This is a genomic window from Variovorax sp. P1_H2, from assembly GCF_056405295.1.
The window spans coordinates 16,486-33,632 of record NZ_JBFUCJ010000083.1; the positions used below are offsets into that span (position 1 = coordinate 16,486).

Sequence of the window (17,147 nt, forward strand, 5' to 3'; positions counted from 1 at the left end):
ACAGCGATCCGTCGGCCATCTTCATGGCTGGCGCTTGACGTCCTGTGCCTGACGTTGAACGGCACTGAGGATTCCGCGGAGGATGTCGATCGGCGTTGGAGGACAGCCGGGTATCGCCACGTCGACAGGAATCACGTTCGCCACCTTGCCGCAGCTGGCATAGCTCTCGCCGAAGAYGCCGCCGGTGCAGCCGCAATCGCCGACGGCGACCACCAGCTTCGGTTCCGGCGTGGCGTCGTAGGTTCGCCGCAGTGCTTCTTCCATGTTGCGCGACACCGGTCCGGTCACCAGCAGCATGTCGGCATGGCGCGGACTGGCGACGAACCTGATGCCGAGTCCCTCGATGTTGTAGTAGGGATTGTTGAGGGCGTGGATCTCCAGTTCACAGCCGTTGCATGAGCCGGCATCGACCTCGCGGATCGCCAGCGCCTGGCCAAGGATGGCGAGGAGCTCGCGCTGGATGCGATCGACCGCGGCGTGTTCGGCCTCGTCGATCCGCGGTGCCGGCTCTGTGACGATGCCCGTGCGGACGATCTGCTTGAGGATGTGCCACATCAGAGGTCGTGCCCCGAGTAACTCAGGTTGAAGGACTTGTTGATCAGCGGAAAGTCCGGAACGATGTTGCCGATGATGGCGTGCTCGAGCACCGGCCAGTTCTGCCAGGACGGATCATGGCAGTGACATCGCGCGATGCGGCCGTCGCCCCCGATCTCCAGCGCGACGAACACCTCGCCCCGCCAGCCTTCGACCCAGCCCGCACCCGGCGATGCCGAAGCCTGAGGCCGCAGCTCGGCGTGAACGGCGCCGTCCGGCAGGCCCGAGCAGATGGCGCGGATGAGCCGCAATGACTCGAATGCCTCGTCGAACCGCACCGCCACGCGCGCCGCGACATCGCCGTCGTGGTGCGTCGCTGCTGCAACCTTCAGCCGGTCGTAGGGTGGCCATGGGAAGTCGCTACGCAGATCGGCCGTCTGACCGCTGGCGCGCCCCGCCAGGCCCGTGAGGCCCAGTTGTGCGGCCAACTGGGGCGTTACCCGTCCGGTGCCGGCGAAGCGGTCCTGCAGGCCCGCATGTTCGTCGTAGACACGCCGCAGCGCGCGCACCTCTCGCTCGATCGCATCGCACTGCCTGCAAAGGCGATCCCTCATCATCGGCGTCGGATCGATCGCCACGCCGCCGGGCATGACGGCGTCCATCATCAGGCGGTGGCCAAAGATCTCCTTGGACAGGCGCAGCCAGTCTTCGCGCAGGCGCGAGAACTGCGCCAGGCCGAAGGCCAGCGCCGCGTCGTTGGCCAGAGCGCCCAGGTCGCCCAGATGATTGGCCACGCGCTCGCGCTCCAGCATCAGCGCACGCAGCCAGGTGGCGCGAACCGGGATCTCGGCGCCCCAGGCCGACTCGAGCGCCATGCTGTAGGCCCAGGCGTAGGCCACCGTCGTGTCGCCTGAGACACGTCCCGCGAGGCGATGGCCCTCCAGCGGCGCCAGTTCCGTGAAGCGGCGCTCGATGCCCTTGTGCGTGTACCCGAGGTGCTGTTCGAGCCTGAGCACCTTCTCGCCCACGACAGAGAAGCGAAAGTGGCCGGGCTCGATGATGCCGGCATGCACGGGTCCGACGGCGATCTCGTGCACCCCGTCACCTTCGACGCGCACGAAGGGGTAGTCGGCAGGAAGCGCGCGCCCTGCGGCCCTCTCGGGCTCTGCGGTCTGCTGCAGGGGCGGTGTTCCGGGCGGCCACACCCCGTGGTCGAGCCAGGGACGCTCGTCGCGGCTGGCCTCGGCTCGGAGGCCCGAAAGATCGGCCATCGCGCGCTGCATGCGACTCGCGCACGGGAATGTCACTGACAAATCAGGAAACCCTCGCGCCGCGTCGTCCAGCTTCAGTTCGAGCCAGACCAGCCCCTCGGGGAGCGCATAGGCCGCACACGCCGCCATGCCGTGGCCGGAGGCGCTGCGATCGACGCCCCAGACCGAAATCAGGCGCCCACTGGTGTTCGCGATGCTGCGTGCTGCGGTGCTCCAGGCGTCCCGATCCACCCGCCCATGCCAAGTGGGCATCGGCGCCGAGAGGCGCCGAAGATCAAGTCCGAGTTCCGGCAGCGCCATTGGATCAGTTCCCCAGCATCGCCGCCGCCTGGACGTACCAGGCATTGAGATAGGGTGGAATGTAGAGGCCGAGCATCAGACCCAGCGCCAGATGCATGAACACCGGAACCAGGGCCGGCGGATGCGCCAGGGGCTTGACGTTGGTCTCGCCGAACACCATCGGCTGGACCCGGCTGAAGACGGATGCAAACGCCAAGCCCAAGGCGATCAGAAGGAAGGGGGTCGCCCAGGGCTGTTCGCGCATCGCGGTCGTGACGATCAGGAACTCGCTGGCGAAGACTCCGAACGGGGGCATTCCCAGAATCGCGAGTGATCCAAGCATCAGACCCCAGGCGACCGTCGGACTGACCTTGATGAGCCCGCGGATGTTCTCCATGATCTGGGTGCCCGCCTTCTGCGTGGCATGGCCGACGGCAAAGAAGATCGCGGACTTGATCAGCGAATGCACGGTCATGTGCAGCAGCCCGGCGTAGTTGGCGATCGGGCCGCCCATTCCGAAAGCAAAGGTCATCATTCCCATGTGCTCGATCGACGAGTAGGCGAACATGCGCTTCACGTCCTTCTGCCGGATCAGGAAGAACACTGCCGCCACCACCGACAGCAGGCCGAAGCCCATCATCAAACGGCCGGCCAAAGCATTGTGCAGTGCGCCGTCGGTCAGCACCTTGCAGCGCAGGATGGCATAGAGCGCGACGTTCAGCAGCAGGCCCGACAACACGGCAGATACCGGCGTCGGACCCTCGGCATGCGCGTCCGGCAGCCAGTTGTGGACGGGCACCAGGCCGACCTTGGTGCCGTAGCCGATGAACAGGAATGCGAACGCCAGCGTGATGATGTTCGGGTCGAGCTGGTCCTTCACCGCATCGAGGTTGGTCCAGAGCAAGGCACCGCCCTCGGGGCCGATGACCTTCTCGGCCGCCATGTACAGCAGCACCGTTCCGAACAGCGCCTGGGCGATGCCCACGCCGCACAGGATGAAGTATTTCCAGGCGGCTTCGAGACTGGCCGCGGTGCGATAGACGCTGACCAGCAGCACGGTGGTCAACGTGGCGGCCTCCATCKCGACCCAGATGATGCCCATGTTGTTGGTGGTCAGTGCCAGCAGCATCGTGAAGCTGAACAGCTGGTACATGCTGTGATACAGGCGCAGCCGCGGCGGCGTCATCTTGCCGTGATCGCGCTCCACGCGCATGTAGGGGCGCGAGAAGATGGAAGTGGTCAGCCCAACGAACGCGGTCAGCGTGACGAGAAAGACGTTCAGCGGGTCGATGTAGAACTCGCGGTCCCACACCAGCATGGGGCCGCTCTCGACGATCTGCGCCGTGAGCACGCAGGCGGCGACGAAGGTGCCCAGGCTGAAGGCGACATTGACGTCGCGCGCGTTGTCGCGATGGCCCACCAGCGCCAGCACCATCCCGCCGGCCAGCGGCGTTGCGAGGAGGAAGGCCAATGCAAGCATCTCAGTCGTCCTTCAGCTTCTCGAGATGGCGAATGTCCAGGCTGTCGAACTGTTCGCGAATCTGGAACATGAACACGCCCAGGATCAGTACGCCGATCAGCACGTCCAGCGCGATGCCGAACTCGACCACCATCGGCATGCCATAGGTGGCCGATGTGGCGGCAAAGAACAGGCCGTTTTCCATGGCGAGGAAGCCGATGACCTGCGGAACCGCCTTGGCTCGCGTGATCATCATCAGGAACGACAGCAGCACACAGGCCAACGCGATGCCCAGCGTGCCGCTGGCCAGCGCCGAGGACAGCTGGGAGATGGGAATCGCCAGATTGAACGCGAAGATCACGACCACGATGCCGATCAGCATCGTCGTCGGGATGTTGATCAGCGTCTCGACGTCCCAGCGGATACCGAGACGGTCGATGACCCGGTGCAGCAGGTACGGGATCAGCAGCACCTTGAGGACCAGGGTCAGCCCGGCCGACACGTACAGGTGGTGCTGGCTGGTGGCATAGCCGACCAAGGCGGTCGCGAGCGCCAGCGCCGCACCCTGCATCGTGAACAGGTGAATCAGCGTGAAGATGCGCCGCTGCGAGATCATCGCGAAGGCGAGCATCAGCAACACCGCGCCGAGCAGGTTGACGAATTGGGTCAGGATGGCGCTGCTCATGTCACTGGCTCAGCAGCAGTTGCACCAGCATGCCGATCACCGCCAGCAGGAAGGCGGTGGCCAGGAACYCGGGCACGCGGAAGATGCGCATCTTGGCGCTGGCAGTTTCCAGCGTGGCCAGCAGAAAGCCGCCCACGGCCAGCTTGATCATCAACACGGGCAACGCCAGCAGCATCGCGAGCGGGGCTTGGGCTTCGGCCACGCCCCAGGGGAAGAACAGGGCCAGGCCGATGCACGAATAAGCGAACAGCTTCAGGCTGGCCGCCCATTCGATCAGTGCCAGGTGACGGCCCGAGTACTCGAGGATGAGCGCCTCGTGGATCATGGTCAGTTCGAGGTGCGTGGCCGGGTTGTCGACCGGGACGCGCGCGTTCTCGGCCAGCGACACCATCGTGAATGCCACCCCGGCAAAGGCCAGGCCGGGATAGATCGCCAGCTCGCGGTGCGCGAGCGTCTCGACGATCGTGGTGAGGGAGGTGGACTTGGAGATCAGCGAGGCCGAGAACAGCACCATCAGCAGCGCCGGCTCGGCAAGGAAGCCGACCAGCATCTCGCGCCGCGCACCCATGGTGCCGAACGCGGTGCCGACGTCCATGGCGGCCAGCGAGATGAACACCCGCGCCAGCGCGAACAGACCGACCAGGGCGATCGCATCCGCCGACGGTGCCAACGGCAGATCGGTCGACAGCATGGGGATGATGGCGCAGGCCAGCACCATGCAGCCGAACATCACATAGGGCGCGACGCGGAACAGCCGCGATGCGTGGTGGGCGACCATCGACTCCTTGTTGAACAGCTTGTGCAGCATCCGGTAGGGCTGCCAGAGGCTGGGCGCGGACTTGTTCTGGAGCCAGGCGCGCCACATGTTGACCCAGCCGGTCAGCAGCGGCGCCAGGCCGATCGCGATGACGATCTCCAGCAACTGCGACACGAAGGCGGTGAAGTTCATGGCGACCTCATCGCATCACCACCAGCAACGTGGCCACCAGCGTCAGGAAGCTGTACAGCAGGTACACCGAGATTCGCCCTTGCTGCATCAGGCCGACCAGTCGCGCGAGGTACGCCGCCAGGTCGACGATGGGCACATAGAGCCAGCGCCAGAAGTGATCCTCGACCGTCACGCGGTAGTGGGGCTCGGCGTCGAAGGGCGTGGGTAGATCGCGCCGCATCAGGAAGAAGGGTTCGAAGATCTGACGGATGGGCTGGCCGAAGCCTTCGGCCGTGTCCTGCATGCGCGCGGTGCCCCACGGGAAGCCGCACGCCCAGGGCAGGCCGCGACGCACGCGGCCGTGGTAGAGCCTGCGAACAAGCAGGTAGGCGAGTGCAAAGCTTCCCAGGATGCCGAGCAGGAAGATCACGGGGCCATAGCTGGCCTGCTCGAGGCTGTTCGGCGCCAACAGCCAGCCGCTGGCTGCTACCTTGGCGCCGAGACCCGACGCGACAAGCTGCCGAGTCACGGGGTCGATCAATTGAATGAACTGTGTTGGCAGCAGCCCGAGCGCGGTGCAGCCAAGCGCCAGCCACACCATCCCCACACGCTCCCAGCGACCGGCATCGTGGGCGTGGGCGAGCTTGTCCTCGCGCGGCTGCCCAAGGAAGATGACACCGAAGAACTTGACCATCGTGTAGCCGGCCAGCGCGGCCACCAGGGCGATGAGCGCGGCGACCACCGGAATCAGCATGGTCAGCAACGGTTGCGGCAAGCCCGGTGTGAAGAGGAAGCTCTGCAGCAGCAGCCATTCCGACACGAAGCCGCCCAGCGGCGGCAAGCCGGCGCTGGTCAGCGCGCCCAGGAGCATGAGCCAGGCAACCCAGGGCATGGTCCGGATCAGGCCGCCCAGCTTGCCGAGGTTTCGCTCGGAAGTGGCATGCAGCACGCTGCCGGTGCCGAGGAAAAGCAGGCTCTTGAAGAAAGCGTGGCTCGCGACATGATAGAGGGCCGCTGTCAACGCGAGTGCGGCCATCGGCTTCATGCCATAGGCCGAGAAAATCAATGCCAGGCCCATGCCGACGAACAGCAGGCCCATGTTCTCGATCGACGAATAGGCCAGCAGCCGCTTCATATCGGTCTGCACCGCCGCGAAGACCACGCCGAACAGCGCTGTCGCCAGTCCGACCGCGAGCAGCAGCCCGCCCCACCACCACATGCGGGTGTGCAGCAAGTCGAAAGATACGCGCAACAGGCCGTAGATGGCCGTGTTGAGCATGACCCCGCTCATCATGGCCGAGACCGGGGAGGGCGCGGCGGGGTGGGCCTCGGGCAGCCAGACATGCAGCGGCAGGACGCCTGCCTTGGCGCCGAAACCGAAGACGGCGAGCAGGAAGCCGGCCGAGGCCCAGAACGGCGACAGGGCCTGGGCGCGCATGTTGGCAAAGGTGTAGTCGCCGGTTTCGGCCTGCAGCACACCGAAGCACAGCAGGACGGCGATCGCGCCGATTCTCGCCATCGTGATGTAGAGATAGCCGGCGCTGCGCACCTCGGCCATGCGGTGGTTCGCGGTCACCAGGAAGAACGACGACAGTGCCATCGTCTCCCACATCACCATGAATGAATACGCATCGTCGGCGAGGATCACCCCCACCATGCTGACCAGGAAAACGTGGTATTCCAGGCACAGCAGGCCGGGTGGCGTGCCTTCGCCCTTGCGGAAGTACCCAGCCGCAAATGCGGAAATTCCGGCTGAAGCGCCACCCACCACCATCAGGAAATAGGCCGACAGGTTGTCCAGGCGGAGATGGAACGGCAATGCCGGGAGTCCGATGGGCAGCACGGCGACCTCGGGGGAGCCAAGCAGCGCGTCCAGGGCCAGACCGAAGAGCGCCAACCCGAGTAGCGCCCCGATGGGGAAGAGCGCCTGGGAGACCAGGCGGAATCGATGCAGGGCGAAGATCCCGGCGGTTCCCACAAACAACCACCCCATCGCCACAACAAGAATCCAGTCGAGATGGATCCATTCTGCGATGGGGGGAAGGCTGCTCATGACGCAGGCGGCCCTGGGGTGCGCAGCGCGCCGCTTGGTGGCCGAAGAGAAGCCTCTGGCGAGCCAGACTCCGTTCGAGGCGCCGGTATGTCTGAGGAGGAGGTGCGCTCCCTCGCGGTCGCGTCGCGCGCCATGTCTTGGACACCGTGCCGCACGACCTGCGATGCCGTCCGATCCTGCAGCGCACAAAGTCGCTCGAAGGCTTCCTTCTTGTGTGGATCAATGAGCAGCGTCAGCCGTGCAGTTTTGAATTCCATGGATCCTCAGCATGGCAATGCGATAAGTACCCGCAACACATGGTACATGAATGCCATGCAAATCACGAAGCCTTGGCCTMGTTGGTCCTTCAGTGCGGAAGCGACCAGCGCAAACCCGCGAGCAACTGGCTGGCGGCAGCAGGGTCCAGGGCTTTCGGCCTGCGAATTGGGCAGGGCTGGATTTCTTGAGTCTTGATTGAGGGAACTCGGGTGTCAGCGCTTGGCCATTTGCACCAGCGAGGCTCGAATGCGGTCGGTGTCCATGTCGGTGATCACCACGCGCGGAGTCAGGACCATCGGCTGATTGATTTGGAGATTGGGCAGCACGAGCAGGCAATGCGTCCCGTCATTGTCCGGGGCAATCATCCTGTGGTGTGCCAGCACCCCTTGACGTACGACGTCCGTCGAGGCGATGTTCGTGAGCAAAGTGACCACCACCGTTCGATCCAGTCCGAGGTCCAGCGTCGCGACGTCGTCTCCCTTCTGCGAAGTCGAGTCAATTTGGCCTCCAGCCAGATCAACGTCGTTCTTCAGAATCTGTCTGATGATCTCCAGCAAGCAATCGGGCATGAGCGTTTCGGGGAATGGGTCGGCGGGCTCGGTGGCCCGAATGAGCCCGGCCAGGTCCAACAGGTTGGCATCGCTCCCGTCGTACCGCACGCACCGCAGCCGCCACTCGGGGTGTTGCTGACAGGCAGCATCGACCTCGCGTGGATCGCTAGCGGCATAGCACGCCGCGTCCAGCCAGGTCATGGTTTCTTCGAAGGTGTCGATCGACGCCAGGGCGTCGGGAAACTGCCGTGCGTAGCACTTCGGGTCCCGCACACCGCGGCGCGTGCGCATGAGCGGCGATGCGAGGTGGACGTAGTCACCCTCGCGCCAAAGCGCCGCGCAAACTTGGGCTTTCCCCCCGGGCGGCAGGAACTGCACGAGCTTCAGATTGTGGCGGGGCCGCGACCGGCGAGGCGGCGCGGGCATGTTGAATGGCTGCTGGGGCATGGCGACGCTTCAAAACCTTCGAGCGACGTGGATTGGCTGTCGTCTCGGCGTTCACGGTCGGCTCCAACCACCGTCGGTGCGAGAACGGCAACAAGAGTCGGACGATCGAACTCCACGGGTTCAAGCCTCCGCAAGACGAGTAGGGGACGCGATTTCTCGACGCCTGGCCAGCAAATGTAATGCGTTTATCGTGTAATTGCAATGATAATGACATTATCATGTCTTGACGAGTGGCAAAGCGACCGAACTGAGCGGCTCACCCCCGAACCGCACAACTATTTCGAAGGTTTGATCGTGTTGAATCAGCACGACATCGAAGAGGCGCAGCACGCGTCGACGGCCGCCGCGCAGAAGACGGTGGACGAGGTCAAGGCCACCGCCCTTGCGTGAGTCCCTCGCGGCAGACTGAGGGGGGCGAGAGCTTCCAGAGCATCTGGCGAGACAGAGTCGAACGGATGCGGGTATCTCAGCTCTTGATACCAAGCAGGTCAAGCACCCCGCACACGAACGTGAGCGGGTGGGGCGGGCATCCGGGTACGTAAAGAGTCGGCTTGAATCGGTCGAGGAAACTTCGCTCCAAGGCTGACGAACCCTCGAAAGGACTGCCCGATATTGCGCAGGCCCCGACCGCGATCACGAGCTTGGGATCGGGCATGCCATCCCAGCACATCTGAAGGGCCTCAGCCATGTTGCGTGTGATCGGCCCGGTCAACACCAGGCCGTCCGCATGTCGGGGGGATGCCACGATGTCGATGCCATAGCGCCCGATGTCGAAGTTGACATTGGTGAGGGCATTGACCTCGAGTTCGCAGCCGTTGCAGCCACCGGCCGAGACCGATCTCAGCTTCAGCGAGCGACCAAAGCGCTTGCGCAGTGCTTCGGACACCCTGACGGGGTCGGGTGCCGGCCGCGAGGCGTCGATGATCAACTCGTCACGGTTGGTAGAGGCAAGCTTGAAATCGTTCGTGAACGAGAGCTTGCTGCTCGGGCACACAGGAGCGCAGTCGCCGCACATCACGCAGCGCCCCAGATCGATCCGCACCGGATCGAGCGTGATCGCCTCCGCCGGACAAGCGGCCAGGCAGGTGCCGCACTCCGTCTCGCAGGGGGCGGCGCCGATGACGGGCTTGCCGCGAAAACCCACGGGATTCGCGTGGCGAGGATCCTTGATGTATTGGGTTCCTTGCGAGGCCCTGACCCTGATCGACTTGAGCACCGATGTTCCTAGAGATCGTTCCCGCAATAGGAAAGATCAAAGCTCTTGTTGCAGATGGGAAAGTCCGAGATCTCGTTGTCGCGCAAGGCCAGCGCGAGGCCGAACCAGTTCAACAGCGACGGATCCTGGACCTTGTAGTGAACGAGGCGCCCGTCGGCGCCTGTTTCCAGCGCTTGGACCACGGGCCCGCGGAAGCCTTCGCGCACCGAGACGCACAGCGTGCCGGGCGAAAGCGGTCCTACCGGCACGGGCGGCGCGGCCATCAGGTCGAGCCCCGGCGCTTCGAGCGCTTGTGTCACCCAGCGGACGGACTCGTCGATCTCGCGCATGCGAAGCTTAAGCCGTGCCCAGCAGTCACCCGTTTCCTCGGTTTGAAGCCTGACGGGATGGCTGGTGTACAGCCGCCCGGGCAGGCTGACACGCATGTCAATGGCCACGCCGCTGGCGCGTGCCGCCAAGCCAACGAGCCCGATGTCTTGCGCCGCGCCCTTGCCGACGATGCCTACCCCCTGGAAGCGGGAACGGACGCTGCGCGCGCTGAGCATCAGGTCGTTGACCTCGGCGATGTCCTTCGCGAAGGCTCCGAGGGTGGCGAGCAAGTCCCGTCGCAGCGCATCGTCGATGCCGAAGCGCACACCGCCCGGACGCAACCAGCCCCGGCCGAAGCGGCTGCCGCTGGCGCGCATCGATGCGTTGATGACCGCCGTGCGCAAGCGCCCATACGTGGCGCCGCCCTGCAGGAACGCAATGTCGGTGGCAAGCCCCGTGAGGCCCGCCAGATGCATGGCGACGCGCTCCAGTTCCAGCGCGATGCCGCGCACGATGTCGGACGCCATGCTCACCTGAACGCCAGCCAACGCTTCCACCGCGGCACAGTAGCCCCATGCATAGGCAATGCTGCTGTCGCCAGCGATGGACTCGACCAACGAGGTGAGTGCGAGCGGCGGGCGGCGCAGCAGGAGTGCCTCGACGCCGCGATGCTGGTAGCCGAGCTGGATTTCCAGGTGATGTACTTTCTCTCCGTGGCACATGAAGCGAAAATGTCCCGGTTCGATCACGCTCGCGTGGATCGGGCCGACCCCAACTTCGTGAACCTCCTGCCCGCGCACCTTGAAAAAAGGATACTCGGTCATGCGCTGCTGGCGAGGCCCTTCGTAGCGCACCGGCTTGAGCCAGGGATGTCCCACGGGCGTGAGTCCGGTCTGTTCCCACAGCTCCCGTTCGAACATCTGGACGGCGGGATGCCGCAGAGTGAGCGACGGGAATGACTCATGGTTCGTTGCGCGGCCGCGCACGATGTTAAGTCGCCCTCCATCGCCCTGCAGAATTGCCGTGACCACCACCTCATCGCTCGCGGCGGGGCGGCCGAACAGCGCAATCATGCGTTTGCCGCCGTCGAGGGCCTGTGCGCAGCAGTCCGCCCATGCGACCAAGCCGAGCGGTGCAATCTCTCGGGTCAGCACCATGGCGACCGGCTTCGCGGGTCCCATCATTGCCCGCCAATCGATTGCGCCACTTGCAGCAGCAGCTGGCTGATCGGGGCCGGTGTGTAGACACCGAGCAGGATGAGGACAACGACGAATCCAAGCTTGGGCATTGCAGTCACCCAGCTCTCCTTGATCGACGCACCTTGCCGGTCCGACGGTCCCCACAGCATCGGAAAGATCGAGCGGCCCGTCGCGACGAAGATGATCGTCAGCATCGTGCACATCATCGTGAACGCGATCAGGTTGCCCGACTGCACGATGCCCGACAAGATCAGCATCTCCGCCATGAAGCTGCCGAAGGGAGGGAAGCCCAGCAAGGCGAAGGTGCCCACGGCGAACAGCAATCCAGAGAACGGAAGCACCCGCATCACGCCGCTCAGTGCTTTGACTTCGTTGGTGCCGTAGACGGCCCGCAGCCGGCCTGCAGTGAGGAACAGCAGCGCCTTGACGAAGGCGTTGCTGACAATGTAGAGCAGTACGCCATATGCCGCCGCCTTGCCCACGGACAGCCCGATCGCGATCACGCCGGAGGAACTGACGCATGCATAGGCGATCAGCCGCTTGTAGCTGCGCGCGGCCATGACTTGAATCGCTGCCACCGTCAGCGACAGACAGCCCATGATCAGCAACTGATAGGCCACAAAGCCGGTGTCCTGGACACGAAACACCTGCAGGATGCGGAAGACCGCGACCACGCTGATGTTGAACTGCACGGCCGCCAGCAGAGCGCTCGTGCTGGTCGGCGCTGCTTCGTAGGTCTCCGGCATCCAGCTGTACAGTGGTGCGAGGCCGAGCTTGCTGCCCAGCCCGAACAGCATCAGCGCCAGCCCGAGATGCTGCCAGGTGTCGCCGATGGTCGGCACGGCCGCCGCCATTTCGCCGAGCGCGAAATTGATCTCCACGCCCTGCAGATAGGCTGAGCGCGTCAGGCACATGATGCCCAGGAAGGTCAGCGCCAGCGACATGCTCGAATACAGCAGATAGCGCCAGGCGACGCGATGCGGCGCCTTCGCGCTGCCCTGCGCGACCAGGGGTGCCGCGCACAAGGTGGTCAGCTCGATGAATGCCCACAACAGCAGCAGGTTGTTGGCCATCACCCCCAGGTTCATGGCCACCATGAACGCGAACGTGAGTGACGCCCTGGACCGTATGCGATTGGTCAGCGCTGCCGAGGTCCCCACGCGCGAGGCGATATAGACGCTGATGCCCAGGAAGACGCTGTTGATCACCAGCAGGAACAACAGCGAAGTCGCATCGAGCACGAAATAGCGCTGCGCGAAATAGAGCGGCAATTCGGTCAGCGGCGTGAGCACGAAGACGGTGGCCCACAGCGCCAGGCTGGCCAGTGCCACCGCGACCAGCGCCGGGCCGATCCAGCGATGAGGTGCGCCCGAGTGCGAGCCTGCCGCAATGGGCTCCGCCCGGTTCGTCGGTGCGCTCTGCGCAACGGGCGCAGACTCGCCGAGCGTGAGCGCGCCGGCCTCGCGACTGACGGGCGGCGGGCTCATGGGAGTACCTTCGCGCAGCAGCGCTTCGGTATTCTCCTTCGGAGCGGCCGTGCGGCTCATAGAGAACCTCCGCGCAGCAGCGCTTCGGTATTCGCCTTCGGAGCGGCCGTGCGGCTCATGGGATTTCCTTCGCCACGTGCGACTTGCCGTTCGCTTCGCTCGGCTCGCGTGCGCCGACCAGCCAGCCGCCCACCCCGGCCGTGAGCAGGTAGATGGAACTCAGGGCGGCGTGCACCGGCAGTGGCCAAGGTTCGGGGAGCAGGGACTCAAACAACGCCAGCGTGTTTTCCATGAAGAGCACGGCCACCAACTGGGCCGGGGGCGAGTTGTTGGTCGACAGCACCAACAAGGCCACGGCCACTGTCGCGCCGACGACGCCCAGCGTCAGGGCCTGTCGGTCGGACATCGCGGGCGCGCCGAATTCGAACGCCAGGACGATGAGGGCGATGGCGATCGCCCAGGTAAAAAGGTTCGACGGCATCAGGTCGAGATTCGGCTCGGCGCGCAGGCGGATGGCTCGGCGCAGCAGTTGCGGCGCGATGACGCCGCGCACGACGAGGACCTCGAACAGGGCCACGAGCGCATGGACCGACACCTCCGCGTGATGCGCGATGGCGTTCCAGCCCAGGGCCAGCGCCTGTATGGAGAGCCAGACCGGCGCGGACCGGATTTTTCCGAAGAACACCGGGATGACGGCTGCAACCAGGAAGATGATCAGCGGCAGCGTCATCAGGACCTCCCCAACCAGCCGGCGCCGCCCAGGCACAGGGCCGCCACGGCCGATGCCAGCATCAGATAGCGCGGCACCAGGTTCATGCGCAGCCGCGCGACGAGCGACTCGACGCAGCCCACCGCCACGGCGACGCCGGCCATGATGAACAACGAGGTGAACCCACAGGCCAGCGGCGCGCGCAGAGGGTCGAAGGGGTTGAGCAGGGCCGCGATCAAACCCGCGTAGATGGTCATCTTCAGTGCCGCCGCGTATTGCATCGCAGCCAGTTCCGGGCCGCTGTGATCGAGGATCATCACCTCGTGGACCATCGTCAGCTCGAGGTGTGTCAGCGGGTCGTCCACGGGCACCCGTGAAGCTTCGGCCTGCAGCAGGATGAAAAGAACCACGACAGCGGGCACCACGATCCAGCGGAACGACTCGGTTTGGTGGAGATGGCCGATCAGGCCGGCGAAGCTGGTGTGGCCGGTGGCCACGCTGGCAGCCCCGATGAGCAGGAACAGCGCGGGTTCGACGAAGGCGGTGAACGATGCCTCGCGGGCGGCGCCCATGCCTTCGAAGGCGCTGCCGACGTCCAGTGCAGACAACATGAGAAAGATACGGGCCAGCGCGAACGAGTAGGCAAAGAAGATGAAGTCGTGCCTGAACTCGAGCAGTGCGATGCTGCCGAGATTCGGCGCGATCATCGCGGCGAGCAGGGTCGCCGCGAGGACCACCCAGGCGCCGGCGCGGAACAACGGCGTGGCGACGACGCTGAAGACGGGCCGCTTGCGCAGCAGGCGCAGAAGATCCCAGCCCAACTGCATGAGAGGCGGCCCCTTGCGCCCGGCCCACAGCGCCTTGGTCCGGTTCACGAGGCCGACCATCAGCACCGGCATCCCGAGCGCGACGACCACCTGGGCGACTCCGATCAGCGGCTTCATCGCAGCGGACCGCTCGCCAGCACCAACACCCCGGCGATCGCGACGATGCCGATCAGGGCGGCCGCAAAGGCGACGCGCGGATCGTCTTCGCGCAGCCGCCGTGACAAGTCGGCGGCTGAAGCATCTCCATGGCCGATGACGGAGAACAGTCGCCGCTCCACCGCATCCACGCAGTCGGTGACGAGGTAGCCTTCTGTTGGAAAGTAGCCCGTTGGCGCTTTCTGTCGCCGCAGCATCACCATCACGCCTCGAAAACGGGCGCTGAAGTCAGTCGAGAAGCTCGAGCCGGTGTACTGCATGCGGGGGCTCGGTGCACCATAGCCGCAGCCCCAAGTGACGTGGCTCGCAGCAGCCTGGGACGTCGCCCTCGACCGCAGCCAGATCAGCGCTTCGATCGACAGGACGAGCACACCCGAGACCATGCCAATCCACGTCAGCATGTCGGCGATCGGCTGCAGGACGTCGACGGTCGGCTTGAGCAGTGACCCCAGTGCGATGACGGTGGGGCCTTGCACCAGCTTGAAGCCCAGCACCGGTATGACCCCGAGCACGATGACGCCCACCGCATGCACGCCCATGGGCACCAGCATCCAGCGGCTCACCTCTGTGGGCGGCGTCACGCTGCGATCTCGCGGCGCGCCAAGAAAGACCACGCCGAAGGCGCGCGTGATGCTCAACGCGGAAACTGCGCCCACGAAGGCCAGCAGTGCACCCGTAGCAGACAGCGCCACCTTGGCCCAGACGCCGATGGGGGCATCAGTGAAAAGCCCCGAATAGATGACGAACTCGCTGGTGAAGCCGTTGAGCGGCGGGAGCGCCGAGATCGCGACGCCGCCAAGGATGAAGCTCAAGGATGTCCAGGGCATCAACCGCGACAGCCCTCCCAGCTTCTCCATGTCGACGGTATGCGTCGCCTGGTAGACCGCGCCGGCGGCGTAGAACAGTTGGCACTTGAAGAACGCATGGTTCAGCACATGCAGCAACCCACCGGCGAATCCGATCGCTACCAGGGACGCGTTGCCCCAGCTCAGCCCCAGGCAGCCGACGCCGAAGCCGATACCGGCGATCCCGACGTTTTCGGTCGACGAGTAGCCCAGCAGGCGCTTCAGGTCACGCTGGCCCACCGTGTACAGGGCGCCGACCACCGCCGACAGGGCGGAGAATCCGATCAGGAACCAGCCCATCCATTCGTCAGGCTTGCCGATCAGGAAAACGAAGCGCACCAGCGCGTAGAGCCCGGCCTTGTGGATGACACCCGACATCAACGCCGAGACATGCGCCGGCGCCGCTGCATGGGCCCGTGGCAGCCAGGAATGAAATGGAAAGAACGCGGATTTGAGGCCGAAACTCGTCACCAGGAGCATGAAGACGACATTGCGTTCCGAGCCCGCGTTGTTGCGCAGCCAGTGTCCGAAGCCACTGAGGTCCCACGAACCCGAGTGGGTGTACAGGATCATGAACGCCGCGACCAGGAAGATCAGGCCGATGTGCGTGGACACCAGGTAGTTGAACCCGGCGAAGCGGACTTTCTGGTTCGTGTAGTCCCAGATGACGAGAAGCCATGCGGCGAGGGCGGCGGTTTCCCAGCCCAGCAGGAAGACGAGAGCGTGGTCGGCGGTGTAGACGAGCACGAACGACAAGGACGTCAGGTTCAGCAGTGCGTAGTGCACCCCCAGATGCCGCTTCGATCCGAAGTACGGCCGCAGGTAGCCCACCGCGTAGATGCTGCCCAGCAAGGTCATCGGGAGCGACCAGGCCAGGAAGAAGGCTCCAAGCGCGTCCAATCGCACCCGCAGGGTGCCCACCGGATAGGCCCACGCCAGTTCGCCGACCACGGTCGCTCCACCGGACAGAACAGGGGCCACGGCGGTCCAGACCAATGCCGTTGCGAGCACTTGCGAAAGCACGCCAATGCCCGCATGCATGGCGCTGCGCACGGGCAGGAGGCAGGCTGCGGCACCCAGCAGCAAGACGAGCACGGCTGCACTGAGAACCGTCATTGACGTCCTGAGGCCGCGGGCGCCGCGAAGCCGGGCACCTCGATGCCGTCCTGGTCATGGTCGCCGACGCGCATCGGCAACGCGGATCGCCGTGCCGCGCGCCATACGCAGGAGTCATCGAAGCAATGCAAGTGAAGGGCTCCAGGATCCCGACCAAGCAGGATCGGAAATGCCCGCCTTGGTGTGCAATCTAGGTTGCTCTAGATGATACTATTATTATCATTGAACTGACATGTGGGAGATCCGATGGAACTCAAGACAGCGCGCCTGACAGTGCTGGTCGATCCGGCGAAGAAAAGGGCCTTTGAGGCGTTGTGTGCCCGCCAGGACGTCACCCCTTCACAGGTCGTACGACGTCTGATTCGCGACTATCTGACTCACCACGGCGAGACCTTCGTCCCGAGCGGTCTGGAGCGGGAGGAGGAAGTGGCCGCGAGACCCTGAACGGCGACGACGACTGCGCTGATGCATTCGAGACCGAACGACCTTGACGACGACCAACTCGCCGAGTTGGCCCGCGAGTGGCGCGCGCGTGCGGCACGTGGCGAGCAGCTTGCATTTGGTGTTGCACAGGCGTTTGAGGCGGAGCAGCGCCGACGCCAACGTAGCCAAGAAAGTCAGGTGCAGCCGCTCGCATCTCCCACGCAACGGAAAGAAGCCGTGTCGCGATCGTGGTGGAAGTTTTGGTGAGGCACCGCATTTCTGCCCTCAAGAACCACACACGCTTGGCAAATCCTGCTGAGCGTTGCTCCAGTCCAGCTTGCCTTGTATGCTTGTTAAATTAACATACAATTATCATATTTGGAGTCATCATGGAG

General features: G+C 64.7%; 15 protein-coding genes. 1 reads left to right on the top strand and 14 read right to left on the bottom strand.

What is annotated here, in order from left to right; all coding sequences use genetic code 11:
• Positions 1-21: 21 nt before the first annotated feature.
• The 14 genes from AC1D2E_RS24285 to AC1D2E_RS24350 all read right to left on the bottom strand — a co-directional run bounded on the left by AC1D2E_RS24285 (position 22) and on the right by AC1D2E_RS24350 (position 16,329).
• Positions 22-555, bottom strand: coding sequence for an NADH-quinone oxidoreductase subunit B family protein (locus AC1D2E_RS24285; protein ID WP_478199768.1), 534 nt, complete (start codon positions 553-555; stop codon positions 22-24).
• Entirely contained in the window at positions 555-2,105 is a 1,551-nt protein-coding gene (locus AC1D2E_RS24290) for a hydrogenase large subunit (protein ID WP_478199769.1), read from the bottom strand. The genes AC1D2E_RS24285 and AC1D2E_RS24290 overlap by 1 nt, the downstream gene beginning before the upstream one ends.
• A gap of 4 nt (positions 2,106-2,109) precedes the next feature.
• Positions 2,110-3,564, bottom strand: a complete 1,455-nt coding sequence (locus AC1D2E_RS24295) for a hydrogenase 4 subunit F (RefSeq protein ID WP_478199770.1) — start codon at positions 3,562-3,564, stop codon at positions 2,110-2,112.
• A gap of 1 nt (position 3,565) precedes the next feature.
• Entirely contained in the window at positions 3,566-4,228 is a 663-nt protein-coding gene (locus AC1D2E_RS24300; RefSeq protein WP_478199771.1) for a formate hydrogenlyase, read from the bottom strand.
• Between the two features lies 1 nt (position 4,229).
• The gene (locus AC1D2E_RS24305) at positions 4,230-5,177 is read right to left on the bottom strand and encodes a respiratory chain complex I subunit 1 family protein (protein WP_478199772.1); all 948 of its coding nucleotides are present in this window, start codon (positions 5,175-5,177) and stop codon (positions 4,230-4,232) included.
• A gap of 7 nt (positions 5,178-5,184) precedes the next feature.
• On the bottom strand, positions 5,185-7,209 hold the full coding sequence (hyfB, locus tag AC1D2E_RS24310) for a hydrogenase 4 subunit B (protein WP_478199773.1): 2,025 nt from the start codon (positions 7,207-7,209) through the stop codon (positions 5,185-5,187).
• Positions 7,206-7,466 (bottom strand): hypothetical protein, encoded by a 261-nt coding sequence (locus AC1D2E_RS24315; RefSeq protein ID WP_478199774.1) that lies wholly within the window; start codon positions 7,464-7,466, stop codon positions 7,206-7,208. The genes hyfB and AC1D2E_RS24315 overlap by 4 nt, the downstream gene beginning before the upstream one ends.
• Before the next feature lie 213 nt (positions 7,467-7,679).
• Entirely contained in the window at positions 7,680-8,465 is a 786-nt protein-coding gene (locus AC1D2E_RS24320) for a hypothetical protein (protein WP_478199775.1), read from the bottom strand.
• Positions 8,466-8,931: 466 nt separating this feature from the next.
• Positions 8,932-9,681 (bottom strand): NADH-quinone oxidoreductase subunit B family protein, encoded by a 750-nt coding sequence (locus AC1D2E_RS24325; RefSeq protein WP_478199776.1) that lies wholly within the window; start codon positions 9,679-9,681, stop codon positions 8,932-8,934.
• 8 nt (positions 9,682-9,689) lie between these two features.
• Positions 9,690-11,147, bottom strand: coding sequence for a hydrogenase large subunit (locus tag AC1D2E_RS24330; protein WP_478199777.1), 1,458 nt, complete (start codon positions 11,145-11,147; stop codon positions 9,690-9,692).
• Between the two features lie 23 nt (positions 11,148-11,170).
• Positions 11,171-12,676 carry a complex I subunit 5 family protein gene (locus AC1D2E_RS24335; RefSeq protein ID WP_478199778.1) on the bottom strand — a complete coding sequence of 502 codons (1,506 nt, stop codon included), beginning with the start codon at positions 12,674-12,676 and terminating at the stop codon, positions 11,171-11,173.
• A gap of 115 nt (positions 12,677-12,791) precedes the next feature.
• The gene (locus AC1D2E_RS24340) at positions 12,792-13,406 is read right to left on the bottom strand and encodes a hypothetical protein (RefSeq protein ID WP_478199779.1); all 615 of its coding nucleotides are present in this window, start codon (positions 13,404-13,406) and stop codon (positions 12,792-12,794) included.
• The gene (locus tag AC1D2E_RS24345) at positions 13,406-14,329 is read right to left on the bottom strand and encodes a respiratory chain complex I subunit 1 family protein (protein ID WP_478199780.1); all 924 of its coding nucleotides are present in this window, start codon (positions 14,327-14,329) and stop codon (positions 13,406-13,408) included. The genes AC1D2E_RS24340 and AC1D2E_RS24345 overlap by 1 nt, the downstream gene beginning before the upstream one ends.
• Complete coding sequence (locus AC1D2E_RS24350) at positions 14,326-16,329, bottom strand: proton-conducting transporter transmembrane domain-containing protein (protein ID WP_478199781.1); 2,004 nt, start codon at positions 16,327-16,329, stop codon at positions 14,326-14,328. The genes AC1D2E_RS24345 and AC1D2E_RS24350 overlap by 4 nt, the downstream gene beginning before the upstream one ends.
• A gap of 246 nt (positions 16,330-16,575) precedes the next feature.
• On the opposite strand from AC1D2E_RS24350, the gene AC1D2E_RS24355 reads away from it, so the two are divergent.
• Complete coding sequence (locus tag AC1D2E_RS24355) at positions 16,576-16,773, top strand: CopG family transcriptional regulator (protein ID WP_478199782.1); 198 nt, start codon at positions 16,576-16,578, stop codon at positions 16,771-16,773.
• Positions 16,774-17,147 lie beyond the last annotated feature (374 nt).

What these genes read in the sequence shown, in the direction of transcription:
- AC1D2E_RS24290 (WP_478199769.1), bottom strand. Translation starts at nt 2,105, where the DNA reads ATGGCGCTGCCGGAACTCGGACTTGATCTTCGGCGCCTCTCGGCGCCG.
- AC1D2E_RS24300 (WP_478199771.1), bottom strand. Translation starts at nt 4,228, where the DNA reads ATGAGCAGCGCCATCCTGACCCAATTCGTCAACCTGCTCGGCGCGGTG.
- hyfB (WP_478199773.1), bottom strand. Translation starts at nt 7,209, where the DNA reads ATGAGCAGCCTTCCCCCCATCGCAGAATGGATCCATCTCGACTGGATT.
- AC1D2E_RS24315 (WP_478199774.1), bottom strand. Translation starts at nt 7,466, where the DNA reads ATGGAATTCAAAACTGCACGGCTGACGCTGCTCATTGATCCACACAAG.
- AC1D2E_RS24320 (WP_478199775.1), bottom strand. Translation starts at nt 8,465, where the DNA reads ATGCCCCAGCAGCCATTCAACATGCCCGCGCCGCCTCGCCGGTCGCGG.
- AC1D2E_RS24330 (WP_478199777.1), bottom strand. Translation starts at nt 11,147, where the DNA reads ATGGTGCTGACCCGAGAGATTGCACCGCTCGGCTTGGTCGCATGGGCG.
- AC1D2E_RS24335 (WP_478199778.1), bottom strand. Translation starts at nt 12,676, where the DNA reads ATGAGCCCGCCGCCCGTCAGTCGCGAGGCCGGCGCGCTCACGCTCGGC.
- AC1D2E_RS24340 (WP_478199779.1), bottom strand. Translation starts at nt 13,406, where the DNA reads ATGACGCTGCCGCTGATCATCTTCCTGGTTGCAGCCGTCATCCCGGTG.
- AC1D2E_RS24345 (WP_478199780.1), bottom strand. Translation starts at nt 14,329, where the DNA reads ATGAAGCCGCTGATCGGAGTCGCCCAGGTGGTCGTCGCGCTCGGGATG.
- AC1D2E_RS24350 (WP_478199781.1), bottom strand. Translation starts at nt 16,329, where the DNA reads ATGACGGTTCTCAGTGCAGCCGTGCTCGTCTTGCTGCTGGGTGCCGCA.
- AC1D2E_RS24355 (WP_478199782.1), top strand. Translation starts at nt 16,576, where the DNA reads ATGGAACTCAAGACAGCGCGCCTGACAGTGCTGGTCGATCCGGCGAAG.